Raw genomic sequence first — 23,576 nt, forward strand, 5'->3', positions numbered from 1 at the left:
CATGTTTCTCAGTGCAGGCGCACGATCCGTTCGGGCGGGAAGAGTTCGTGCCCGATGGTCCGCGTGCCGCCCAGCAGGGTGACGGTGAGGCGCTCGACGCGGGCCAGCGGTCTCAGATCAATGGGGGGAGCGTCCTCGGCGCAGTTGCTCAGCCGGAGCGATGTGAGGTCGGGCAGTCCGTCCAGGAAAGCCAGATCGCCGACGGCCCCGCAGCGGAACAGGAAGAGCCGCTGCAAGCCGGTGAGGGTGGCGATCGACCGGGGGTCGAAGTGGTCGACCTCGTGTACTCCCAGTCCTGTGAGTGCGGAGAGGGACGGGTGACGTTCCAGCTGGCTGAGCTGCGTCCGGCCCCCGACCGTCAGTGAGTCCAGGCTCGGCCATCGCTCGATGCCGTAGAGGCTCACGTACCGGGWCTGACGAGAGAGTGACAGGTTGACGAGCTGAGGTCCGATGGGCAGTTCGTCAACGTCATCGATGAGCAGAGGGTGCTGTGCGGTGAAGTCTCTGAGCCCCGTCATGTCGCGCAGCGGATCGAGGGACACGCCGGGGTCGATCTCGTACAGCAGGAGGCTCCTCAGTCCCGGGGTGGCCAGCGGGCTCAGGTCACGTATCCGGGGACAGAGGCTCAGCCCCACGTCGGTCAACGAGGGCATGGAGGCCAGGACGGAGAGGTTCGTCAACCGATGGTTGTCGTACAGGAAGAGTGCTTCCGGGGCGTCCAGCCACAGCAGGGGGAGGAGATCGGGATGGCCACCGCTCACATGGATCTGGCGGGCCCCGCGCGTGTGACGCAGAGCGTCGAGCTGATCCGCCGTTCTTACGTACAGATACGACGTGGTCCAGGAGTTGGCGGAGAGCACCTCTCGGGCGTATTCATCGGCCGCGAAACCGCCCCACCCCTCGGCCAGTTGGCGGGACACCTCGGGTCGCTCGTCCTCTCGGAACCCCGTCAGCACCTGGAACGCGGCGTCTCCCCCGATCAGTGACGCCGTCCGTACGATCGCGGCCGCAGTGCCCTCGCTCAGGGTGCCGGGCCTCGGCAGCAGGTCCAGCACCAGCTCACCCGCCTTGGCGAGTTCGTCGGCGTCCTCGATACGCAGCGGCGGCAGCAGTTCCTCCGTCCGCGCCTGAATCTCGGAGCGCACATCGGGACGGAGTTCCGGGGCGTGGTCCAGGCTCGCGGCAGCCAGGAGCACGAGGCGGTGCCGGTGTTCGGGCTCTTCCTCGGAACGGTGCAGCAACTTGTTCAGGAGCAGGGCCCGTTCGTCCACCCGTGCGTGCCCGACCGCCATCCGGACCACGTCGTCCCATCCGGCGTCGTGGGCGTTGCGCACCAGTACCCCGAAGTCACGCGCCTCCACTGCCGCCTTCGCGCCCAGGTAGTCCAGGAACGTCCGGTGCACGAAGTCCACCGCTCCCGGAGCCGGTTCGCGCAGCAGTCCGGTGCGGATCAGCAGATGCGAGAACACCTGAGCGGCCGTGCCCCGGACCTGGGGCATGGACCGCAGCCACTCCGCCACCATGGCGACCGCCTCCTCGCGCACCACCTCCAGCTGATCGTTGCGGATCAGCCAGTACGCCAGCCGCTGGAGCAGGGCCGTCTGTTCCTCCCGGGTGAGGTCGACCCCCTCGACGTTCACGATCTCGCGTTCCGTGTCCCGCCGTACCAGCAGCATGTCCAGCGCGGCGTCGTACAGCTCTTTGCGGGCGCGCGGCAGCTGAGTGCGCCGGTCCCGGTTCAGCGCGCACAGCAGTGCGCACATCAGCGGGTTCGTCGCCAGCCGGCCGAGATCGCGCCGCATGCCGACCGCGCGGCGTAACGAAGCCTCGTACAGGTCGAGTTGCTCGCGCTCGCCGGAAGGGCACTCCAGCCGGGCCGCGTCGTGCCAGTGCTCGATGAACGCGCGGATGTCATCCCGCTCCATGGGCAGCAGCGAGTGCGTGACGAAGCCCTGCTGCCCGAGCCACCCCTCGGGGACGGCGGAGGGCCGGGTCGTCACCACGTACCGAGCCTGCGGGTAGGCCGCGATCAGGTTTTTGAGCCAGCGTTCGGTGTGGTTGCGCAGCCTTGCGGGAACCTCGTCCACCCCGTCGACCAGGACCAGCGCCCGGCCCTGCGACAACAGCCGGTCCGCCCAGCCGTTCGGCTCCGCGCCGTGCAGCGGGACGCCCGTCGCGCGCAGGAAGTCCTCCGGGCCGGGCAGCTTCCCGTCCGACGTGAACGCGCGCAGCCGCAGGACGAACGGCACGCAGCGGTTCCAGTCCGCCAGGTCGCTGCCGAAGGTCTGCCGGGCGGCGTTCACCGCCAGCCACTGCACCAGGGTGCTTTTCCCCGAGCCGGCGGGCCCGTGCAGCAGCAGCCGGTCGGTTTCCGCGAGGGCCTGTTCCACATTGACCGTCACCCGCTCCGGTGCCGGCACCTCCCACCACTCCTGGCCGCTGTCCTGGGAGCTCACCGCCAGGCTGATGTAGGCCGTCTCCAGCGGCCACTCACCCGCCGAGCGCCCCAGCGTCAGCCCGAACAGCCCCATCCGGCTGTGCGTCGCCGCCATGAACTCCGTGTAGCGCCGCTCGAAGTCCAGGGCCACCACGTCCGGGCGTGGGCCGATCCGTTCCCGTACGTCCTCCACCAGCTCCCGGGTCCGCTCCGCCGCGCGGACCTGCTCTACCGCCGCCCGTGCCGGGAAGGACGGCTCCGCGGTCAGCTGCTCCACGACGTGCGCGCAGCACCGGCTCAGCAACTCCTTGTACAGTCCGGCCGCCCGCTCCGACAGGCCTGCCGGGGGCGCCGGCAGGCCGGCGGCCAGCCGCTCAGGGGCCAGGTCAGCGGCGAACAGCCGCTCCGCCGTCAGCTCGCCTGCCGCCGCGAAGGTGTCCCGTACGGCGTCCACGGCGGCCAGTCGCTCGTGTTCCGGCAGTCCGGCGTATGACTCCTCCAGCCGTCCGCCCAGCACCTTCGCCAGCCGGTCCGGCTTCGCCGGGCGCGGGAGCGGGCGCACCGGGTCCGGAACCGTGCCCGCGCCCGGCTTCGGCGAGACCAGCGACCGGGCCACCGTGCCGACCACCGTCGTCGCGAGCCGGACTAGTGCAACTTCCAGACCCTGCACGGCAGTTCCTCCCCCTGTCGGACTCCGTGGAGGAATCGTACGACGGTCGCCCTGTCGAAAGGTGCCAAAGACTGCTGACAGCATGTCTCGCATACTTATTGGTAACAACGTCTAGTCGGGGGCCGACCTGCGGCTCTACGGTGCAGGCATGCCGACGAACCTGCCCGATGTAGTGCTGTGGTCCATACCGGCCTTCGTCCTGCTCACCGTTCTGGAAATGGCGCTCCACCACTTCCACCCCGACGAGGACGCCGCCGGTTACGAGGCGAAGGACGCCACCACCAGCATCACCATGGGGCTGGGCAGTCTGGCCTTCGACCTGCTGTGGAAAGTGCCCATCGTCGCGATCTACACCGCGGTCTACGAACTGACCCCGCTCAGGATTCCCCTCCTGTGGTGGACCGTCCCGCTGATGCTGCTGGGGCAGGACTTCTTCTACTACTGGTCCCACCGCGGGCACCACGTCATCCGGATCCTCTGGGCCTGCCACGTGGTCCACCACTCCAGCCGGAAGTTCAACCTCTCCACCGCGCTGCGCCAGCCCTGGACCTCACTGACCGTCTGGCCGTTCTACCTCCCGCTGATCGCCTGCGGCGTCCACCCGGCGGCGCTGGCCTTCTGCTCCTCGGTCAATCTCGTCTACCAGTTCTGGGTGCACACCGAGCGGATCGACAAGCTGCCCCGGCCCGTCGAGTACGTCCTGAACACGCCCTCCCACCACCGGGTGCACCACGCCTCCCAGGGCGGCTACCTCGACCGGAACTTCGGCGGCATCCTGATCGTGTGGGACCGGTGGTTCGGGTCCTTCACCAAGGAGACGGAGCGGCCCGTGTTCGGGCTCACGAAGAACATCGACACGTTCAACCCGCTGCGGGTCGCCACCCACGAGTACGCCGCCATCGCGCGCGACGTCCGCGCGGCGGGCAGTTGGAGCGAGCGGGCCGGGCGGGTCTTCCGCGGACCCGGCTGGAAGCCCGCCGAGGCCGTGGGCAGCGTCACGGCCGCCCCCGCGCGGGAACGCACCGGATGAGCGCCGGCCCGTCCCCGGACCGGCGGGAGCGTCTCGTACGCCCCCTGCTCATCGCCTTCCTCCTCGCGTGCGCGGCCGACCTCGTGGGGGTCCTCACCGACACCGGACCCGTCCACCTCGTCGCCAAGCCGCTGCTGATGCCGCTCCTCGCCGCGTACGCCGCCGCCCGGCGCGGGCCCCGGCTGCTGATCGCCGCCCTGCTCTGCGGCTGGATCGGGGACGTGTTCCTGCTGGCCGACGCCGACCTCGCCTTCCTCGTCGGGATGGGCGGCTTCGCGGCAGGACACCTCTGCTACCTGCGGCTCTTCGGCCGCGCCCGGGGCGCGCTGCTTCCCGCAATCGGGTACGCGACCGTCCTGACGCTCTTCGTGGTGCTGATCTGGGACGGGCTGCCGGCCGGGCTGCGGGTCCCGATGGCCGGCTACAGCCTGCTGCTGACCACCATGGCCTACCGCTCCGGCGTCCTCGGCCGGTACGCGGCCACCGGAGGCGCGCTCTTCCTGCTCTCCGACGCACTGATCGCCACCGGCATCGCCGACTGGCCGCAGCCGCCCGCCCCCGGCTTCTGGGTCATGCTCACCTATGTCGCCGCGCAGTTCCTGCTGACCCTGGGCGTGCTCGCGCCCGGGGCGAGAGGGGCCGGTGCGCTCCTCGGGGCGTACCGTGAGCGGAGTATCAGCATCTGAGATCAGCAAGGACCCCCACGCATGCGCGCCACCGTCATCCACGCACCCCACGACATCCGCGTGCAGGAGGTCCCGGACCCGGTGATCCAGCAGCCCACCGACGTGGTGCTGCGGGTCCTGCGGGCCTGCATCTGCGGCAGCGACCTGTGGGCCTACCGCGGTGAGTCCGCCCGGCAGCCCGGCCAGCGCATCGGCCACGAGTTCCTGGGAATCGTCGAGGAGGCGGGCTCCGAGGTCAACGGCTTCGCCGTCGGTGACCTCGTCGTCGCGCCCTTCGTCTGGTCCGACGGCACCTGCGCCTACTGCGCCGAAGGGCTGACCACCTCCTGCCCGCAGGGCGGCTTCTGGGGCTCGGTCGGCTCCGACGGCGGGCAGGGCGAGGCCGTGCGCGTTCCGTTCGCCGACGGCACGCTGGTCAAGCTCCCCGCCGCCGCGGCCTCCGACGACCACCTGCTCACCGCGCTCCTGGCCCTCTCCGACGTCCTCGGCACCGGCCACCACGCCGCGGTCGGCGCCGGTGTGAAGCGGGGCTCCACGGTCGCCGTCGTCGGTGACGGCGCCGTCGGCCTGTGCGGCGTCATGGCCGCCAAGCGGCTCGGCGCCGAGCGGATCATCGCGCTCGGCCGCCACCGGGTACGCACGGACATCGCCCGCGACTTCGGCGCCACGGACGTCGTCGCCGAACGCGGCGACGCGGCCGTCGAGGCGGTACGGGAACTGCTCGGCGGCGAGGGCGCCCAGGCGGTCATCGAGGCCGTCGGCACCGAGCAGTCGATGCGAACCGCCGTCGGCATCACCCGCGACGGCGGCTCGATCGGCTACGTCGGAGTGCCGCACGGCAGCGGAACCGGACTGGACCTCGGCATCATGTTCGACCGGAACATCGCCCTGCGCGGCGGCGTCGCCCCCGTACGGACGTACATTCCGGAACTCCTCCCCGACGTGCTGTCCGGCACCATCGACCCGTCGCCCGTCTTCGACCTGACGGTCGGCCTCGACGAGGTACCGGCCGGCTACAAGGCGATGGACGAGCGCACGGCGCTGAAGGTTCTCATCAAGCCGTGAGCCAGACGGCCGCGTCCGTCCCCAGCGGTCCGGGCGGGCGCGACCAGCCGGCGGGCGCCCCGTCGAAGGCGACCGGCGAACACGCGTGGCGCAGGCGTCCCAGCGGGCTGTCGGTCTCGGTGAGCCACTTCCGCGGGTCATGGTCCCCGGGCGCCGCGGGTTCCGGCGCGGCCGGGATCTCGTCGGTCAGCCAGAGCGCGGTTCGGGCGAGCGAGAAGGTGGCCAGCCGCGAACCGCCCTCGTCGTGCTGCTCGGTCAACGCCCGGAGCACCGCCGCGGCCAGCAGATAGCCGGTGCCGTGGTCCAGCGCCTGGGCGGGCAGCGCACCCGGAGGACCGTCGGGCCCTCCCGGTCCGGCCTCGGTCACGGCGATGCCGGTGGCGGCCTGCACCACGCTGTCGAAGCCGCGGCGGCCGGCCCAGGGGCCCTTTCCCCAGGCCGACAGCCGCGCGATCACCAGACCCGGCCTGCGCGCGGCGAGCGACTGCGGTGCGAGGCCGAACCCGTCGAGCGCACCGGGCCGGTATCCGGTGACGACCACGTCCGCCCCGGCCAGCAGTCCGTCGAATACCTCGCGGCCGGCCCCGCTCGCCAGGTCGATGTCCACCGACCGCTTCCCGAACCCCGTGTCGTTGTGCGCCTCCTGGCTCTCCGGCAGCTGCGGGGCGTCGATCCGCAGGACGTCGGCGCCGAGCAGCGCGAGCGTACGGGTGGCGACCGGGCCCGCGGTGACCCGGGTGAGGTCCAGGACGCGCAGTCCGGCGGCGGGCCGCAGCGGTGTGCCCGCGAGGCCGGCCGTCCGGCGTACCGGGGCGTCGTCCAGCCGCTCCCGCTCCACCAGCGGCACGCCGGAGAGCGCGGCACGGCGCGGGTCGGCGGCCCATTCCCCCGGGGTCCTGGCGGCCACGGCCAGCGCACCCGCCGCGTACACCGTCTGCTCGATCTCGGCCGCCCGCCGCCCGGCGAAGGACGCGGCCACGGCATCCACGGCCAGGCCGTCGGCGGTGTCCGCGGGCAGGCCCAGCGTGCCCAGCAACCGGGCCCGGTGGTGCGGGTAGTTGGCGTGCGTACGGACCCAGCCGTCGGCCGTGCGCCAGAACCGGGAGAGCGGGGCGAAACCGGCCGGGGCGCGGCCGTCGATCCGCAGATGGCGCTCGCTGACGAACGCGGTGGCCACCGCGCCGTCGTCGATCCGGACCCGGGGCACGGGTCCGCCGGTGCGGCGCGCCGCAAGCTCGGCGGCGGCCAGCGAACAGACCCCGACCGCGGCGCGGGCCAGCTCCCGCACGGGCAGCCGGGCGGCAAGCAGTCCGGCCGGTCCTTGTGTCTCGATCCGGGAGAGCAGTACGGGGTCGCCGCCGAGGGCGGCCCAGGCCTGCCCGGTGGCGGAGGCGGAGATGCGCGTCATCCCCGCACTATGGCACTGGGTGCCATACGTAGGACAGGGGCCGGCACACGTGCACGTGCCGGCCCCTCGCGTCGCCGCTACCAGCGCACCGCGTCGAGCGCGTCCACCACTCCGGCCCCGTAGAAGCCGTTGCGGTTCTTGCCGCCCTCGCAGACCGCGTCGATCTTGCCGTCGCCGTTGATGTCGTACGGGTCACCGCACGCCGTGGCGTCGGCCTCGAGCGTCAGCAGGGCCTTGACCGCGGCGGCCGACGCGTACGGGTGCGTCGACTTGATCAGGGCCACGACGCCCGCGACGTGCGGGGAGGCCATCGACGTACCGGCCTTGTAGCCGTACTTCCCGCCGGGCAGCGTGGACAGGATCAGACCGCTGGTCGCCGGCGGCTCGGGCGTCTGGTAGGCCGTCGAGTCCCCGCCCGGCGCGGCCACGTCGATGACGCCGTTCCCGTAGTTCGAGTACGAGGCCTTCAGGCCCTTCGCGCCCGTCGCCGAGACCGTCACGACCCCCGGCAGCATCGTCGGGATGTCGAGGCACACCTTCGGGTCGATGGTCCGGGTGACCGGCGTGGTGTCGTTGGGGCTCGTCACGTCCTCGATCGTGTCGGCCGCGAGATCCTCGGCCGCGTTGCCCGCCGCTGCGACGTTGACCGTGCCCTTGCCCTCGGCGTACCGCGTGGCCCGGGCGACGGCCTCGACCAGCGCGCCCTGGTCCGGGTCGTCCTTGCAGTTGAACAGCCACGGGTCGGTGTAGTAGCTGTTGTTCGTGACATCGGCGCCGTGGTCCGCAGCCCACATGAACCCGCAGACGACGGCCTCGGTGTAGAAGAAGCCGTCCGGGTTGCCCACCTTGATACCGGAGACCTTCACGCCCGGCGCGACTCCGGTCACCCCGATGCCGTTCTTCGCGGCGGCGATGGTCCCCGCGACATGCGTGCCGTGGTCGCTCTCACCGGTCTTCGGGCGCCAGGAGCCGTCCGTGGTGTCCGGTGCGCCGGACACACAGTCCGCCGAGCCGCGGCGGTCGAAGTTCGGGGCGAGGTCCGGGTGGGTGTCGTCGACACCCGTGTCGATGACCGCGACCGTGACCCTGGAACTGCCCAGCGACCTCTCGTGCGCCTTGTCCGCCTTGATGGCGGGCAAGTCCCACTGCAGGGGCTCCATGGGGTCCTGACCCGCCGTGGCCCGCGCCGCCGCGGCCGCCTCCTGCTGCGCGGTCAGCGGCTGATCGACCCCGATGTCCTTCGTGGCCTGCGGAACGATCGGGTTGGTACGGGTGGCGCCCGCCGAGTCGACGCCCCTGACGCGGCGCATCGACTGCGCGAACTGCGGGTTGGACGAGTGGGCGACGATGACCCCGATCCGGTCGTAGGCGATCACCACCGTGCCGCCGGCCCGCTCGATGGCCTTGCTCACCTGCTTGACGGTGCCGTGACCGCCGCGGGTGTTGACCACGTACGACAGCTTCGGTCCGTCCGTCGACACCGCCGCCGAGGGCGTCTCCTGCGCCGGGGCGGCGGAGGCGGTGCCCGTCGGCAGGAAGCCGAGCGATGCGGTGAGGGCCAATCCGACAGGCAGCGTCAGTGCACGCTTCCGTCTGGATCCCAGATGAGCCATGGGGTCTCCACTTCATCCGTGTCAGTCGACGGACACGCGGTGTGTCCAGTCGCGTACATGACGAGTGAAGCTATCGCTGATCATCCCGGCTCATCAATGAGTTCGAGAGAACCGATTCCGGCCGGAGCGTCCGAAGGGGTGACACGAAGACGGCGGAAACCGAGGTGAACCGCTTCGCCGCGCGCTGCGTGCCGTTGTCAGGGGAGGCGTACATCACTCCCCGATACCGAGGTCCCCAGTGAAATCCACCGTCCCCACCACCACCGCACCCGCGTCGCGAGGAGATTCCGTGGCTACCGATGCACCGCCGCCCGAGGGCAGTACGGAGACCGGCCCCGCCCAGCCCACGACCGAGGCGTTCGTCGCGGAGCAGGCGAGCCAGGAATTCGGCGAACTCCGCCGCTCGTACCGCTCGTTCGCCTTTCCGCTGACCATCGCCTTCGTCCTCTGGTACCTGCTGTACGTGCTGCTCTCCAACTACGCCGGCGGCTTCATGGGCACCAAGGTGTACAGCAACTTCAACGTGGCCTTCGTCTTCGGCCTCGCCCAGTTCCTCACCACCTTCCTCATCGCCTGGTTCTACTCGCGGCACGCCAACGCGAAGCTCGACCCGAAGGCCGAGGCCATCAAGTCCCGTATGGAGGCCGACGCATGAGCGCCGCGTACCACTCCCACACCGTCGTGACGCTCGCCGCCTCGTCGACCAGCGAGCACCGGCCGCTGATCATCTCCCTCTTCGCCGTCTTCGTCGCCGCGACCCTCGGCATCACCGTCTGGGCCGGCCGCCAGACCAAGAGCGCCTCCGACTTCTACGCGGGCGGCCGCCAGTTCACCGCCTTCCAGAACGGCCTCGCGGTCTCCGGCGACTACATGTCCGCCGCCTCGTTCCTCGGCATCGCCGGAGCCATCGCCCTCTTCGGCTACGACGGCTTCCTCTACTCGATCGGCTTCCTCGTCGCCTGGCTGGTGGCGCTGCTGCTGGTCGCCGAACCGCTCCGCAACTCCGGCCGCTACACCATGGGCGACGTCCTCGCCTACCGGATGCGCCAGCGCCCGGTCCGTACCGCCGCGGGTGTCTCCACCATCATCGTGTCGATCTTCTACCTGCTGGCACAGATGGCAGGAGCGGGAGTTCTGGTCTCGCTGCTCCTCGGAATCACGAGCGACGCCGGAAAGATCCTCATCGTTGCGCTGGTCGGCGTACTGATGATCGTCTACGTCACCATCGGCGGCATGAAGGGCACCACCTGGGTGCAGATGGTCAAGGCCGTGCTCCTCATCGCGGGCGCCATCCTGATGACCTTCATGGTGCTGTGGAAGTTCGACTTCAACGTCTCCGACCTGCTGGGCACCGCCGCCGAGAAGAGCGGCCACGGCGCCTCGTTCCTGGAGCCCGGACTCAAGTACGGGGCCACGGGAACCTCGAAGCTGGACTTCCTCTCCCTCGGCATCGCCCTGGTGCTGGGCACCGCCGGGCTGCCGCACATCCTGATCCGCTTCTACACGGTGCCCACGGCCAAGGCCGCCCGTAAGTCGGTCAACTGGGCCATCGGCATCATCGGCGCCTTCTACCTGATGACGATCGCGCTCGGCTTCGGCGCCGCGGCCCTCATCGGCCCGGACGAGATCAAGGCGAAGAACCCGGCAGGCAACGCGGCGGCCCCGCAGCTCGCCGAGTACCTCGGCGGGGTCGGCACCACCGGCGGCGCCGTCATGCTCGCCGTCATCTCCGCCGTCGCCTTCGCCACCATCCTCGCCGTCGTCGCGGGACTCACCCTCGCCTCCTCGTCGTCCTTCGCCCACGACATCTACGCCAACGTCATCCGCAAGGGAAAGGCCACCGAGAAGGAGGAGATGAGGGCCGCCCGCTGGGCCACCGTCTTCATCGGCGCCGCCGCGATCGTCCTGGGCGCCTTCGCCCGCGACATGAACGTCGCCGGCCTGGTGGCGCTCGCCTTCGCCGTCGCCGCGTCGGCCAACCTGCCGACGCTCCTCTACAGCCTCTTCTGGAAGCGGTTCACCACCCAGGGCGCGCTGTGGTCGATCTACGGCGGCCTGGCCAGCTCGGTGATCCTGGTGCTGTTCTCGCCGGTCGTCTCCGGGAACGCGAAGACCTCGATGTTCAAGGGCGTCGACTTCGCCTGGTTCCCGCTGGAGAACCCGGGCCTCATCTCCATCCCGCTGGGCTTCCTGCTCGGCTGGATCGGCTCCCTGCTGTCCAAGGAGGAGCCGGACAAGGGCAAGTACGCCGAGCTGGAGGTCAAGTCCCTCACCGGCATCGGGGCCCACTGAGAGCAGGAATTCACACACGTTCATCCAGGGAAGCGGTTCCAGGACCCTTCCTTCCCGCGGCCGCGTCGTAGAGTCCTACGACGCGGCCGCGCCGCTCCTCGTGTCAAACGGGCCCCTCCGTTGTCACTGGTCTCGCGTAGTCTCGGAAGAGTCAGAATCCGCAACCGGGAAGTCACCGGGGGAGGGGGGCCACCATGCTCATCGACACATTCGACCGGGTCGCCACCGACCTGCGTGTATCGCTCACCGACCGGTGCAATCTGCGCTGCACGTACTGCATGCCCGAAGAGGGCCTGCAGTGGCTCGCCAAGCCCGACCTGCTGAGCGACGACGAGATCGTCCGGCTCGTCCGCATCGCCGTCACACAGCTCGGCATCACCGAGGTCCGCTTCACCGGCGGAGAGCCGCTGCTGCGCCCCGGACTCGTCTCCATCGTCGAGCAGTGCGCGGCCCTCGAGCCCCGCCCCAGGATGTCGCTGACGACCAACGGCATCGGACTGAAGCGGACCGCCGCCGCCCTCAAGGCCGCAGGCCTGGACCGGGTCAACGTCTCCCTGGACACCCTGCGCCCCGAGGTGTTCAAGACCCTCACTCGCCGCGACCGCCACCACGACGTCCTGGCCGGACTGGAAGCCGCCCGCGAGGCCGGGCTCACGCCCGTCAAGGTCAACACCGTGCTGATGCCGGGGCTCAACGACGACGAGGCACCCGACCTCCTCGCCTGGGCCGTGGACAACGCGTACGAGCTCCGCTTCATCGAGCAGATGCCGCTCGACGCCCAGCACGGCTGGAAGCGCGACGGAATGATCACCGCGGGAGACATCCTCGAGTCGCTGCGCACCCGCTTCGACCTCACCGCCGAGGAGGACGGCGAGCGCGGCTCCGCCCCCGCCGAGCGCTGGCTCGTGGACGGCGGCCCCCACCGGGTCGGCGTCATCGCCTCCGTCACCCGGCCGTTCTGCCGGGCCTGCGACCGCACCCGGCTCACCGCCGACGGCCAGGTCCGCACCTGCCTGTTCGCCCGCGAGGAGACCGACCTGCGCGGCGCCCTGCGCTCCGAGGCCCCGGACGAGGAGATCGCCCGGCTCTGGAAGGTCGCCATGTGGGGCAAGAAGGCCGGCTCCGGCCTCGACGACCCGTCGTTCCTCCAGCCCGACCGCCCGATGTCGGCGATCGGCGGCTAGGGCGTGCGTTGACAGAGACCTGTCCCGATCGTTACGCGGGCGGCGAGTCCCGCGACTCCCACTCGGCCAGCGTCACCACGTCCTTCAGGAAGCCCCGGACGCCCAGGAACGACGAGAGATGCTCCCGGTGAGCGTCACAGGCCAGCCAGGTCTTGCGGCGCTCCGGAGTGTGCAGCTTCGGGTTGTTCCACGCCAGCACCCACACGGCATCGGCACGGCAGCCCTTGGCCGAGCAGACGGGCGCGACGGCAGCACGCGCGGACGCGGAATCGGTGGAATCGGGTCCAGCACGATCGGGTCCGGCGGAATCGGGTTCGGGGGAGTTCACGGACTCAAGCCTAGAGCCTGAGCCGCACGGCAGACCGTGCGGCATCCCCGCCGGAGAAATGGCGACGCCGAGCAGCCACGGGGGGAGCTGCCCGGCGTCGGTCCGTCGCTCCGACGGGGGATGCGGAGCGCTCACGAAGTATGTCACGCAGACCGGGCCGCGGTGCACTGGAACTTCATGATTGATCTGAGCTTTTCTTGAGCTTGGGCCCGTCGTGGGCTCAGCCGTGCTCCCGCGGATCCGGGCTTCGGAAAACGTGTCCGGATTCCGGACCCGACTCCGCCGGACCGGCCATCGGCGCGGCTTCCAGCACGGGGCGCGTAGCGGCCGGCACGAAGGTCGAAGGGATGGACGGGCTGTTCTCCCGGCCCGCGTTGGCGATGACGACCGCGACGTAGGGGAGGAGAACCCCCAACGCGAGCGCCACGATCGCCACATGGCGTTCCACGTTCCACAGGACCGCGGCGGCGACCACCGAAACCGTGCGCACGGACATCGAGATCACATAGCGCCGCTGCCTGCCGCGCACATCCTCCGCGAGCCCCTGCCGCGCCCCCGTGATCCGGAAGACCTCCGCACCGCTCTGCTTCCCCAACACGTCTCCACCACCCTTCCCCGAGCTCATCACGAACCGGGGGAGACCCCGTTCCTGCGCCGGACGCTCCCCGGACCGGACCGGATCCCACGGTACGCCCGGCCTCCCCCGGGTTCGAGACCGGGGCGCGCCGCATACGTACGCCCGACCACCCCGTCGCACGTACGGACCTGTCCGACATGCGGCGTACCGGCCCAGGAATGAGACTGGGCGGACATGCGCGACACCGCGTCGCACAAGGAGGCGACATGAGCTGGTTGTGGGCAATCATCGTGGGCCTGGTGCTCGGTCTGATCGCGAAGGCGATCCTGCCGGGCAAGCAGGAGATCCCACTGTGGCTGACGGTCATTTTCGGCATGATCGGCAGCATCCTCGGCAATGCTGTCGCCACCTGGATCGGCGTCAACGACACCAAGGGCATCGACTGGACACGCCATGTGCTCCAGCTGATCGGAGCCGTGGTCGTGGTCGGAGTCGGCGACATGCTCTGGGCCTCGATCCGGGGCAGCAGGCAGAAGACCTGACCCACGCGCCGGACAGCGCGACGGCGGGGCACGCGTCGCGCGTGCCCCGCCGTCGTACGGCCGTGACGGCTCAGCCGGCCGTGACCTCGATCGCCGCGAGGTTCTTCTTGCCCCGGCGCAGCACCAGCCACCGCCCGTGCAGCAGCTCCTCGCGGGACGGAGCCGCCTCGCCGTCGACGGCCTTCACGTTGTTCACGTAGGCGCCGCCCTCCTTGACGGTGCGGCGCGCACCCGACTTGCTCGGTGCCAGCCCGACCTCGACCAGCAGGTCGACCAGCGGACCGAGCTCGGTGACCCGCGCGTGCGGGACCTCGGAGAGCGCGGCACTCAGTGTCGCCTCGTCCAGCTCGCCGAGCTCGCCCTGACCGAACAGCGCCTTCGACGCGGCGACGACCGCGGCACACTGGTCCGCGCCGTGCACCAGCGTCGTCAGCTCCTCGGCCAGCGCGCGCTGCGCGGCCCGGGTCTGGGGCCGCTCCTCGGTGACCTTCTCCAGCTCCTCCAGCTCGGCGGGGCTCAGGAAGCTGAGGATGCGCATGTAGCGCGAGATGTCCCGGTCGTCCACGTTCAGCCAGAACTGGTAGAACGCGTACGGCGTGGTCATCTCAGGGTCGAGCCAGACGGCGCCGCTCTCGGACTTGCCGAACTTGGTGCCGTCCGCCTTCGTCATCAGCGGGGTCGCCAGCGCGTGCACCTCGGCGCCCGGCTCCAGGCGGTGGATCAGGTCGAGACCCGCGGTCAGGTTGCCCCACTGGTCGCTGCCGCCCTGCTGGAGGGTGCAGCCGTGACGCCGGTACAGCTCCAGGAAGTCCATGCTCTGGAGCAGCTGGTAGCTGAACTCGGTGTAGCTGATGCCCTCGTCGGACTCCAGCCGCCGCGCGATGGACTCCTTGGTGAGCATCTTGTTGACCCGGAAGTGCTTGCCGATGTCCCGGAGGAACTCGATCGCGGACATGCCCGCGGTCCAGTCCAGGTTGTTCACCATGACCGCGGCGTTCTCGCCCTCGAAGGACAGGAACGGCTCGATCTGGGACCGCAGCCGCGCCACCCAGGCGGCGATCGTCTCCGGGTCGTTCAGCGTGCGCTCGGCGGTCGGCCGCGGGTCACCGATCTGGCCCGTGGCCCCGCCCACCAGCGCGAGCGGCCGCAGACCGGCCTGCTGGAGCCGACGCATGGTGAGCACCTGCACCAGATGGCCGACGTGCAGACTCGCCGCGGTGGGGTCGTAGCCGCAATAGAACGTGACGGGACCGTCCGCGAGAGCCTTGCGCAGTGCGTCCTCGTCAGTGGACTGGGCGAACAGCCCGCGCCACTTCAGCTCGTCGACGATGTCCGTCACGGTTCCGTGTCTCCTCAGCTACGTGTCTCGAGATGCCCTGCCGATCTGTGTGTCGCAAGGCAACCGTCAGTCTAGGCGGGTCATACGCCCCGGCTCACCGAGCTCATGTTGAAGTCCGGGATGCGCAGCGCGGGCATCGCGGCCCGGGTGAACCAGTCGCCCCACTCGCGCGGCAGCGTCTTCTCCGTCCGTCCCGCCTCGGTGGCCCGCGACAGCAGGTCCACGGGCGATTCGTTGAAGCGGAAGTTGTTCACCTCACCGACCACCTCGCCGTCCTCCACGAGATAGACCCCGTCGCGGGTCAGCCCGGTCAGCAGCAACGTCGCCGGGTCGACCTCCCGGATGTACCACATGCAGGTCAGCAGCAGTGCGCGGCCGGTCGTCGCGGCCACCATCTCCTCCAGGGACCGCTCACCGCCGCCCTCCAGCAACAGGTTGTCGATCGCCGGGGCGACCGGCAGCCCGGTCTCGCCCGCCGTGTGCCGGGTCGTCGTCAGCCGGTCGAGCCGGCCGTCGCCGATCCAGTCGGTCCGGCCCAGCGGCAGCCCGTTGTCGAAGACCGACGCACCGTCCCCGGAGGAGTGCGCGATGACGAACGGCGCGGATTCGAGCCCCGGCGCGTTCGGATCGCTGCGCAGGGTCAGCGGCAGCGGGGACAAGGTCTCGCCGAGCCGCGTCCCGCCCCCCGGCTTGGAGAACACCGTCCGGCCCTCCACGGCGTCCCGGGCGGTGGCCGACCACAGCTGGTAGATCAGCAGATCGGCGACGGCGGTCGGCGGCAGCAGCGTCTCGTAGCGCCCGGCGGGCAGGTCGATCCGGCGCTCCGCCCAGCCCAGCCGCCGCGCGAGTCCGGCGTCCATCTCCGCCGGGTCGACGTCCTTGAAGTCGCGGGTCGAGCGCCCCGCCCACGCCGAGCGCGACCGGTCGGGCGACTTGGCGTTCAGTTCCAGCGTCCCGTTCGGCTGGTCGTGGCGCAGCCGCAGCCCCGTCGACGTCCCCAGGTAGGTCGAGGTCATCTCGTGGTTCGCGAAGCCGTACAGCTCACGGCCACCGGCACGAGCCCGGGCGAAGGCGTCGCCGAGCGCGGGGGCGAACGCCGCGAAGACGTCCGAGCCCGTCTCCGCGGGCGCGTCCGTGAAGTCCGGAGACTCCGGCACCCCGGTGACCAGCGGCTGCGCGTCCTCGGCCGGCCCGGCCCCGCGCGCGGCGGCCTCGGCGGCCCGCACCAGGGGCTCCAGGTCCGCCGCGGTGACGGCCGACCGGGAGACCACACCCGAGGCGGTGCCCTCGGATCCGTCGACGGTGGCGATAACGGTCAGGGTGCGGCCCCGGGTCACCCCGTTCGTGGTCAGCGCGTTGCCCGCCCAGCGCAGATTGGCCGACGACTCCTCGTCGGCGATGACCACACAGCCGTCGGCGGTGGACAGTGCGAGCGCGCGCTCGACGATCTCGTACGGCTTGCTGACGCGGCTCATCGCCCGGCCTCCTGCGTCGTGTTGAGACTGTGCCTGCCCGGGGGCCGCCCCCCGGACCCACCGGTTCCGTGGTCGCCGCTCATCGCCCGGCCTCCTGCGTCGTGTTGAGGATGTTCACGCCCCGGAAGAGGGCGGAGGGGCAGCCGTGGGAGACGGCCGCGACCTGGCCCGGCTGGGCCTTGCCGCAGTTGAAGGCGCCGCCCAGGACGTACGTCTGCGGGCCGCCCACCTTCTCCATGGAGCCCCAGAAGTCCGTCGTCGTCGCCTGGTAGGCGACATCGCGCAGCTGCCCGGCCAGTCTGCCGTTCTCGATCCGGAAGAACCGCTGTCCCGTGAACTGGAAGTTGTACCTCTGCATGTCAATGGACCAGGACCGGTCGCCGACCACGTAGATCCCGCGCTCCACCCCGCCGATCAGGTCCTCCGTGGAGAGCCCGCCCGGATCCGGCCTGAGCGACACGTTCGCCATGCGCTGGACGGGGACGTGGCCCGGCGAGTCCGCGTACGCGCACCCGTTGGACCGGCCCAGACCCGTCAGCTTCGCGATCCGGCGGTCCAGCTGGTAGCCCACCAGCGTCCCGTCCTTGACCAGGTCCCAGGACTGCGCCTCGACACCCTCGTCGTCGTACCCGATCGTCGCGAGGCCGTGCTCGGCGGTGCGGTCGCCGGTCACGTTCATCACGGGGGAGCCGTACGCCAGCTTGCCCAGCTGGTCGAACGTGGCGAACGAGGTCCCCGCGTACGCCGCCTCGTATCCCAGGGCCCGGTCCAGTTCGGTGGCGTGGCCGATCGACTCATGGATGGTCAGCCACAGGTTGGACGGGTCGACGACCAGGTCGTACGTCCCCGCCTCGACGCTCGGCGCCCGCATCTTCTCGGCCAGCAGCCCCGGGATGCTCTCCAGCTCCGCGTCCCAGTCCCAGCCGGTCCCGGTCAGGTACTCCCAGCCGCGTCCCGCCGGCGGCGCGATCGTGCGCATGGAGTCGAACTCGCCGGTCGTCGCGTCCACGGCGACCGCGGTGAACTGCGGATGCAGCCGCACCCGCTGCTGGGTGGTGACCGTGCCCGCGGAGTCGGCGTAGAACTTGTTCTCGTGGACGGTCATCAGGGAGGCGTCCACATGCGCGACGCCGTCCGCCCCCAGGAGCCGGCCGCTCCACTCGGCGAGCAGCCCCGCCTTCTCCTCGGCAGGTACGGCGAAGGGGTCGATCTCGTACGCCGAGACCCAGCTCCGCTCCCCGTGTACGGGCTCGTCGGCGAGCTCCACCCGCTCGTCCGATCCCGCCGCCGCGATCACCTTCGCCGACAGCTTCGCCATGGCGACCGCCTGCGAGGCCACCTTCGCCGCCGCGTCCATCGTCAGGTCCACGCCGGAGGCGAACCCCCACGCCCCGCCGTGCACCACCCTCACCGCGTACCCGAGATCGGTGGTGTCCGACGACCCGGCCGGCCGGGCGTCCCGCAGCCGCCAGGTGGCGCTGCGCACCCGCTCGAACCGGAAGTCGGCGTGCACGGCCCCGAGCGCCCGCGCACGGGCGAGCGCCGCGTCGGCCAGCGGCCGTAGCGGGAGGGCCAGGAACGACTGATCTACCTCATGGGGCACGGGCGGCCTCTCCTCTGCGTTCACATACCCTCGGATCGTTTACGAGGCAGTGAAGCACGGCCGCAGCGGCGTCGCGGCCGATTTCCCGCCCCGCCCGGCACGGGCCGCCGGCGGCCGGACGAGGGGCGCGTCACTGTAGGAACCCCACAGTGCCCGGCCGAAGGCGCTGTCAGGGGCCGATTCCTCGTGGGGCGGACGGTACCGATAGGTTTTCGAGGTACCAGACCGCTACCGAAAGGGTGATCCGTTGAGCCGCTCGGTTCTCGTCACCGGAGGAAACCGGGGCATCGGCCTCGCCATCGCCCGCGCTTTCGCCGACAACGGCGACAAGGTCGCGATCACCTACCGTTCCGGAGAGCCGCCCGTGGCGCTCACCGAGGCCGGTGTTCTCGCGGTCCGTTGCGACATCACCGACAGCGAGCAGGTGGAGCAGGCCTACAAGGAGATCGAGGAGAAGCACGGCAACGTGGAGGTACTGGTCGCCAACGCCGGTATCACCAAGGACCAGTTGCTGATGCGGATGTCCGAGGACGACTTCACGTCCGTACTCGACACCAACCTCACCGGCACCTTCCGCGTCGTCAAGCGCGCCAACCGCGGCATGCTGCGGGCCAAGAAGGGCCGCGTCGTCCTCATCTCCTCGGTCGTCGGCCTCCTCGGCTCGGCCGGACAGGCCAACTACGCCGCGTCCAAGGCCGGTCTGGTCGGCTTCGCCAGGTCGCTGGCGCGCGAGCTCGGCTCGCGCAACATCACGTTCAACGTCGTCGCGCCCGGTTTCGTCGACACCGACATGACGCAGGCGCTCACCGAGGAGCAGCGCAAGGGCATCGTGTCCCAGGTGCCGCTGGGCCGCTACGCGCAGCCCGACGAGATCGCCGCCGCCGTGCGCTTTCTCGCCTCCGACGACGCGTCGTACATCACTGGAGCCGTCATCCCCGTTGACGGCGGATTGGGCATGGGTCACTGATCACCATGAGCGGAATTCTCGACGGCAAGCGCATCCTCATCACCGGGGTGCTGATGGAGTCGTCCATCGCGTTCCACACCGCCAAGGTGGCCCAGGAGCAGGGCGCGGAGATCATTCTGACCGCCTTCCCGCGGCCCACGCTGACCGAGCGCATCGCCAAGAAGCTGCCCAAGCCGGCCAAGGTCATCGAGCTGGACGTGACCAACGCCGAGCACCTGGACCGGCTGGCCGGTCTGGTGCGCGACGAGCTCGGCTCCCTCGACGGTGTCGTCCACTCCATCGGGTTCGCCCCGCAGGACGCGCTGGGCGGCAACTTCCTCAACACCCCGTTCGAGTCGGTCGCCACGGCGATGCACGTCTCGGCGTTCTCGCTGAAGTCGCTCGCCATGGCGTGCAAGCCGCTGATGAGCGAGGGCGGCTCGATCGTCGGCCTCACCTTCGACGCGCAGTACGCCTGGCCCCAGTACGACTGGATGGGCCCGGCCAAGGCCGCGCTGGAGGCCACCTCCCGCTACCTCGCCCGTGACCTGGGCAAGGACGGCATCCGCTGCAACCTGATCTCGGCCGGACCGATCGGTTCCATGGCGGCCAAGTCCATCCCGGGCTTCGGCGAGCTCGCCGACGTGTGGAACACCCGTGCGCCGCTGGCGTGGGACATGAAGGACCCGGAGCCGGCCGGCCGCGGCATCGTCGCGCTGCTCTCCGACTTCTTCCCGCGGACCACGGGCGAGATCATCCACGTCGACAGTGGCGTGCACATGATGGGTGCCTGACCCTCTCGCGCACCACGGCCGCGCACCGCCTCCTCCGGGGGTGGTGCGCGGCCGTTTCCCTTGCCCCGCCCGGCCTCCCGGCGCTCAGGTCGAAAAGCTGGTTGATCCACCGCAGAATGTGGAGGAACCGGACTTCTGGTCAGGCTGAGGGGAGGAGATCGCTGTGCGCGGTACTCGTCACCGAACCCGAACCCGATCCCTGCTGGTGGCCTCCGTCGTCGTCGCCGGGCTGCTGGTGCCCGTAGGTCTGTACGCGGCGGGGCAGGGCGGAGCCGCCGGCGCGGGCGCGCCTCCCGCGCCGGACCCCGAGCCCTCCGGCGCCGAATGCCGTACGTCGGTGAAGGGCTCCCGGGTCGTCGCGTACTGCCACAACCCGTACCCCACGGCCGACCGCGTCCAGCTGCACACCGAATGCGCCCGCTGGTGGGACATCGACGCAGACTCCAGGCCGGTCGAGGTCCCCGCGGGCCGGACCGTACGGCTGGACGACCGCTGCTGGAAGGAAGTCCGCTCCGCCTGGGTCACCCACGCCACCGAGACGCACCGGGCCACGGCGTCCTAGCCGCGTGCAGCCGCGGCGTCCCGGCAAAGGACGAAGCCGCGGCGCTCCGGGCAAAGGAAGAGGGCTTCGTGCCGTACGGCGCGCCCGGCTCCTTCGGCACGCGGGGATCGGGCAGGCTGGCCCCGGTCGGGGCTCATCCCGACCGCCCTGCCGAGGAGCGGTCATGTACGAGTTGCGGGCCCCGAGCCCTGCCCCGGTGCGCGCGTCCACGGAGCCGGCCCGCGGGTCCTCGCCGCGGCCGCTGCCCTGGCTGGCGGCCATCGCGGTGTTCTGCGTCGCCGTCCAACTGGTCGTCGTCGTACCGGGATCGGGCCTCGGCTGGGACGAGACCGTCTACGTCAGCCAGGCCGGCGGCGACGCCCCGGCCGCGTTCTTCAGCGCCCCGCGCGCCCGCGGCATCTCCTACCTGGTCGCTCCGGTCGCCGGCCTCACCGCGTCCACGACCGTCCTGCGGATCTACCTCGCCGTCCTCTCGGCCGGCGCGCTCGTCGTCGCCTTCCGGGTCTGGCGCACCCTGGTGCCCGGCCGTGTCCTGGTCTGCGCGGGAGCCCTGTTCGCCACCCTGTGGCCGACCCTGTTCTACGGCTCCATGGCCATGCCGAACCTCTGGTGCGCGCTGGGCGCCCTGGCCGCCACCGGGTGGGTCGCGCGCGCCGTGCAGCGCGGGGCGGGCCGGGCCGAGCTCCTCGGAGCGGGGGCGGCGGTCGCGGTCGTCGTCCTGATAAGGCCGGCCGACGGGGTGTGGCTCGCGCTGCCGTTGCTGCTGGTCACGGTCGTGAGGCCGCGGATGTTCGCCGCGCTGGCCGTCGGGCTCCTCGCGGGCGCCGCACCATGGGTCGTGGAGGCGTTCGCGCACTACGGGGGTCCGCTCAGCCGGCTGCACCGGGCCAGCGAGATCCAGGGCGGTCTGGGCTGGAACATGGCGGTCGACGACCAGGCCAAGGCGCTGGAGGGACGCACGCTCTGCCGTCCCTGCACCATCCCGTGGAAGCGGCCCGGTACGACGGTCTGGTGGGCCCTGCTGCCGTTCCTGGCCGCGGGCGGGGCGGCCGTCGCGCGCAGGGCGGGCCGGGGAACGGCGATCCTGCTGGCGACCGGGACGGCGGTGTCCCTGGCGGTGCCGTACCTCTTCCTGATCGAGTACGCCGCACCCCGCTTCCTGCTGCCCGCCTACGCGCTGCTGTCCCTGCCGGTGGCGGAGTGCCTGGTACGCCTGTACGGCTGGGCGCGGCGTCCCGCCGGGCGGCCGGGGCGTACCGCCGCGCGGCAGTGGCGTGTCATCGCGCTCGCCGCCGTCCTCGCCGCCCACCTGGCCGTGCAGTTCCAGGTGACGAGCAGGGTGTCCGCCAGCAGCAAGTCGACCACGGCGGACTTCGAGGCCGTGGCCGCCGCGCTCCACCGCAGCGGTATCCGCCCGCCCTGCGTGATCAGCGGCGACCGGGCGGTCCCGATCGCCTACTACGCGGGCTGCGCCTCACGGCAGACCGCCGGGCACGACGGGAGCATCACCCCCGCGGGTCTCAGACAGACCGCCCGACGGGTCCCGACGGCCGTTCTCGTCTCCGGCGGCGGCCACCGGCCGGCGTACGCCCCCTCGGGGCCGCCCGTCTTCCTGGCGGAGACCCGGGACGCGGGTCCGTACACCGGCTATCTGTTCCCACCGCCGGACCGCCCCGGTCCTGGCCGTCCGACTCCTGAAGACGGCCCAGGCCGGAAGGATGCCGTCAGTCGGGGAGAGGGACGCGGATCACCGGTGTGAACGGGCGTTTGTTGAAGCCGGTGCGCAGGTTGCGGCATTCGGGAGCGGCGCACATGAAGAACTCCTCGACGCTCCGGCGGCCCGTGTGGGCTCTGAGCCACACCTTCTCATCGGTGGTGAGGGCACGGTGTTGTTCGTCGGAATCGCAGGTGAAGCAGTACATCTGACGGGGCTGCACAGGACCTCCCGCGGTGGGCGGACAGACCGGACAGGGCGAAACGGACCGAGCGAACCGCAGCATAAGGGGGTGTGACGGGAGAGGGCAGGGCGCGCGGGAGCGTGTCCACGATGATGCGCCGCCCGGGTCACGGGGACCTGGACCGGCGTACGTGCGCCGGCCCGCACACCTGACCCACGGGGGGACGGGTGCCGGGGCAGGGGGTCGGAAGTGGCGTCGCCGGGCAGGCGGGACGTACGAAACGCGCCCCTAGACCCGGTCCACCAGGCAGCTCAGCGCATGGCTCGCGGCCTCCGCCGCGGCGGCCTCCGCGTCGCCGGCCCGGATCGCCTCGACCAGCCGGCCGTGATCCATGAGGTTCTCCGGCCCCAGTTCGGGGCCGACGTCGCTTCGCAGGTAATCCTTCAGCAGGTCACCCAGGTCGGCGTAGAGCCCGGTGAGCACCTCGTTGTGCGAGGCGGCGACCACGGCCAGATGCAGCGTCGCGTCCGCCGCCACGAACGCCTCGGCGTCGCCCGCCGCCCAGGTCTCCTCGCGGCGCCGCATGAGCGCGTCCAGCTGCTTCAGGTCCCGCTCGGTGCGCCGCCCGGCGGCCAGGCGTGCCGCCGAAGACTCCAGCGTCGAGCGCAGCTCGGCCACATGGCGCGGATCGGCTGACGCGAACCGGCGGTGCATCACCCCGGCGAGCTCGCTGACGGCCACCACATAGGTTCCCGAACCCTGCCGGATGTCGAGCAGCCCGTTGTGCGCGAGCGCGCGCACCGCCTCACGGACGGTGTTGCGGGCCACCCCCAGCTGCTCGACCAGTTCCGGCTCGGTGGGGATGCGCGAACCCACGGGCCACTCGCCCGACGTGATCTGGTTCCGCAGCTGGGCAATCACCTGGTCGGCGAGTGCCGAACGCCGCGGGGACGTCAGCGCCATGGTGCTCCTTGCTCGGGTGGGCGGCGGACGGCGGTGGCCGCCGCCGTCTCGCGGAGGTATCCGCATCTTCTCAGAGGATTGGACAAGCAATCATCCCATGATTCTATGATGACCCCATGCCTGACGACGAGACCCCTCCCCGGACCCCCACCAGGACACTGGCC

At 71.0% G+C, this 23,576-nt stretch carries 21 protein-coding genes; 11 read left to right on the forward strand and 10 right to left on the reverse strand.

The features are described 5' to 3' along the window. Positions 1–8: 8 nt before the first annotated feature. Positions 9–3,107 carry an NACHT domain-containing protein gene (locus tag EAO72_RS05130; RefSeq protein WP_261991330.1) on the reverse strand — a complete coding sequence of 1,033 codons (3,099 nt, stop codon included), beginning with the start codon at positions 3,105–3,107 and terminating at the stop codon, positions 9–11. 148 nt (positions 3,108–3,255) lie between these two features. On the opposite strand from EAO72_RS05130, the gene EAO72_RS05135 reads away from it, so the two are divergent. The 3 genes from EAO72_RS05135 to EAO72_RS05145 are packed head-to-tail and all read left to right on the forward strand — an operon-like array spanning position 3,256 to position 5,888. Further along, positions 3,256–4,137 (forward strand): sterol desaturase family protein, encoded by an 882-nt coding sequence (locus EAO72_RS05135; protein ID WP_148015990.1) that lies wholly within the window; start codon positions 3,256–3,258, stop codon positions 4,135–4,137. After that, a complete protein-coding gene (locus EAO72_RS05140) occupies positions 4,134–4,823 on the forward strand; it encodes a lysoplasmalogenase (protein WP_148015991.1) in 690 nt (229 codons plus the stop codon). Before EAO72_RS05135 ends, EAO72_RS05140 begins: the two co-directional genes overlap by 4 nt. A gap of 21 nt (positions 4,824–4,844) precedes the next feature. After that, entirely contained in the window at positions 4,845–5,888 is a 1,044-nt protein-coding gene (locus EAO72_RS05145) for a zinc-dependent alcohol dehydrogenase family protein (RefSeq protein WP_148015992.1), read from the forward strand. On the opposite strand, the gene EAO72_RS05150 is transcribed toward EAO72_RS05145, so the two are convergent. Both EAO72_RS05150 and EAO72_RS05155 read right to left on the reverse strand, forming a co-directional pair. Next, complete coding sequence (locus EAO72_RS05150) at positions 5,878–7,296, reverse strand: CoA transferase (RefSeq protein ID WP_148015993.1); 1,419 nt, start codon at positions 7,294–7,296, stop codon at positions 5,878–5,880. The two genes, EAO72_RS05145 and EAO72_RS05150, sit on opposite strands and share 11 nt — an antisense overlap. 77 nt (positions 7,297–7,373) lie before the next feature. Next, a complete protein-coding gene (locus EAO72_RS05155) occupies positions 7,374–8,909 on the reverse strand; it encodes a S8 family peptidase (RefSeq protein WP_148015994.1) in 1,536 nt (511 codons plus the stop codon). A 289-nt stretch (positions 8,910–9,198) separates the two neighbouring features. Between EAO72_RS05155 and EAO72_RS05160 the strand changes: the two genes are divergently transcribed. The 3 genes from EAO72_RS05160 (at position 9,199) to moaA (ending at position 12,385) form a co-directional block, all read left to right on the forward strand. Continuing rightward, on the forward strand, positions 9,199–9,564 hold the full coding sequence (locus tag EAO72_RS05160) for a DUF485 domain-containing protein (protein ID WP_148015995.1): 366 nt from the start codon (positions 9,199–9,201) through the stop codon (positions 9,562–9,564). Beyond that, positions 9,561–11,201 carry a solute symporter family protein gene (locus EAO72_RS05165; protein WP_148015996.1) on the forward strand — a complete coding sequence of 547 codons (1,641 nt, stop codon included), beginning with the start codon at positions 9,561–9,563 and terminating at the stop codon, positions 11,199–11,201. Before EAO72_RS05160 ends, EAO72_RS05165 begins: the two co-directional genes overlap by 4 nt. Positions 11,202–11,395: 194 nt before the next feature. Continuing rightward, positions 11,396–12,385 (forward strand): GTP 3',8-cyclase MoaA, encoded by a 990-nt coding sequence (gene moaA / locus EAO72_RS05170; protein ID WP_148015997.1) that lies wholly within the window; start codon positions 11,396–11,398, stop codon positions 12,383–12,385. A 31-nt stretch (positions 12,386–12,416) separates the two neighbouring features. Here the strand turns inward: moaA and EAO72_RS05175 are convergent, their stop codons facing one another. Next, entirely contained in the window at positions 12,417–12,713 is a 297-nt protein-coding gene (locus tag EAO72_RS05175) for a hypothetical protein (RefSeq protein WP_148015998.1), read from the reverse strand. 220 nt (positions 12,714–12,933) lie between these two features. Beyond that, entirely contained in the window at positions 12,934–13,311 is a 378-nt protein-coding gene (locus EAO72_RS05180) for a DUF3099 domain-containing protein (RefSeq protein ID WP_148015999.1), read from the reverse strand. A gap of 245 nt (positions 13,312–13,556) precedes the next feature. Between EAO72_RS05180 and EAO72_RS05185 the strand changes: the two genes are divergently transcribed. Beyond that, positions 13,557–13,832: a GlsB/YeaQ/YmgE family stress response membrane protein gene (locus EAO72_RS05185; RefSeq protein ID WP_148016000.1), complete on the forward strand. Its 276-nt coding sequence runs from the start codon at positions 13,557–13,559 to the stop codon at positions 13,830–13,832. Between the two features lie 70 nt (positions 13,833–13,902). Here the strand turns inward: EAO72_RS05185 and tyrS are convergent, their stop codons facing one another. From tyrS to EAO72_RS05200, 3 genes are all read right to left on the reverse strand, one after another. Continuing rightward, a complete protein-coding gene (gene tyrS, locus EAO72_RS05190; protein ID WP_148016001.1) occupies positions 13,903–15,171 on the reverse strand; it encodes a tyrosine--tRNA ligase in 1,269 nt (422 codons plus the stop codon). Between the two features lie 80 nt (positions 15,172–15,251). Then, positions 15,252–16,646 carry a metallopeptidase TldD-related protein gene (locus EAO72_RS05195; RefSeq protein ID WP_148016002.1) on the reverse strand — a complete coding sequence of 465 codons (1,395 nt, stop codon included), beginning with the start codon at positions 16,644–16,646 and terminating at the stop codon, positions 15,252–15,254. A 79-nt stretch (positions 16,647–16,725) separates the two neighbouring features. Next, positions 16,726–18,249, reverse strand: a complete 1,524-nt coding sequence (locus EAO72_RS05200) for a TldD/PmbA family protein (RefSeq protein ID WP_148016003.1) — start codon at positions 18,247–18,249, stop codon at positions 16,726–16,728. A 247-nt stretch (positions 18,250–18,496) separates the two neighbouring features. On the opposite strand from EAO72_RS05200, the gene fabG reads away from it, so the two are divergent. From fabG to EAO72_RS05220, 4 genes are all read left to right on the forward strand, one after another. After that, positions 18,497–19,216 carry a 3-oxoacyl-[acyl-carrier-protein] reductase gene (gene fabG, locus EAO72_RS05205; protein ID WP_148016004.1) on the forward strand — a complete coding sequence of 240 codons (720 nt, stop codon included), beginning with the start codon at positions 18,497–18,499 and terminating at the stop codon, positions 19,214–19,216. Positions 19,217–19,221: 5 nt separating this feature from the next. After that, positions 19,222–19,989: an enoyl-ACP reductase FabI gene (fabI, locus tag EAO72_RS05210; protein WP_148016005.1), complete on the forward strand. Its 768-nt coding sequence runs from the start codon at positions 19,222–19,224 to the stop codon at positions 19,987–19,989. A 163-nt stretch (positions 19,990–20,152) separates the two neighbouring features. Beyond that, positions 20,153–20,551: a hypothetical protein gene (locus EAO72_RS05215; protein ID WP_148016006.1), complete on the forward strand. Its 399-nt coding sequence runs from the start codon at positions 20,153–20,155 to the stop codon at positions 20,549–20,551. A 163-nt stretch (positions 20,552–20,714) separates the two neighbouring features. Continuing rightward, positions 20,715–22,310 carry a hypothetical protein gene (locus EAO72_RS05220; protein WP_261991331.1) on the forward strand — a complete coding sequence of 532 codons (1,596 nt, stop codon included), beginning with the start codon at positions 20,715–20,717 and terminating at the stop codon, positions 22,308–22,310. Here the strand turns inward: EAO72_RS05220 and EAO72_RS05225 are convergent. Together EAO72_RS05225 and EAO72_RS05230 are read right to left on the reverse strand one after the other, a co-directional pair. Beyond that, entirely contained in the window at positions 22,276–22,488 is a 213-nt protein-coding gene (locus tag EAO72_RS05225; RefSeq protein WP_148016007.1) for a hypothetical protein, read from the reverse strand. The genes EAO72_RS05220 and EAO72_RS05225 overlap by 35 nt on opposite strands. A gap of 249 nt (positions 22,489–22,737) precedes the next feature. Further along, entirely contained in the window at positions 22,738–23,412 is a 675-nt protein-coding gene (locus tag EAO72_RS05230; RefSeq protein WP_148016008.1) for a FadR/GntR family transcriptional regulator, read from the reverse strand. Positions 23,413–23,576 lie beyond the last annotated feature (164 nt).

The sequence above is a fragment of the Streptomyces sp. OR43 genome, from assembly GCF_008042275.1.
Lineage (GTDB): Bacteria > Actinomycetota > Actinomycetes > Streptomycetales > Streptomycetaceae > Streptomyces.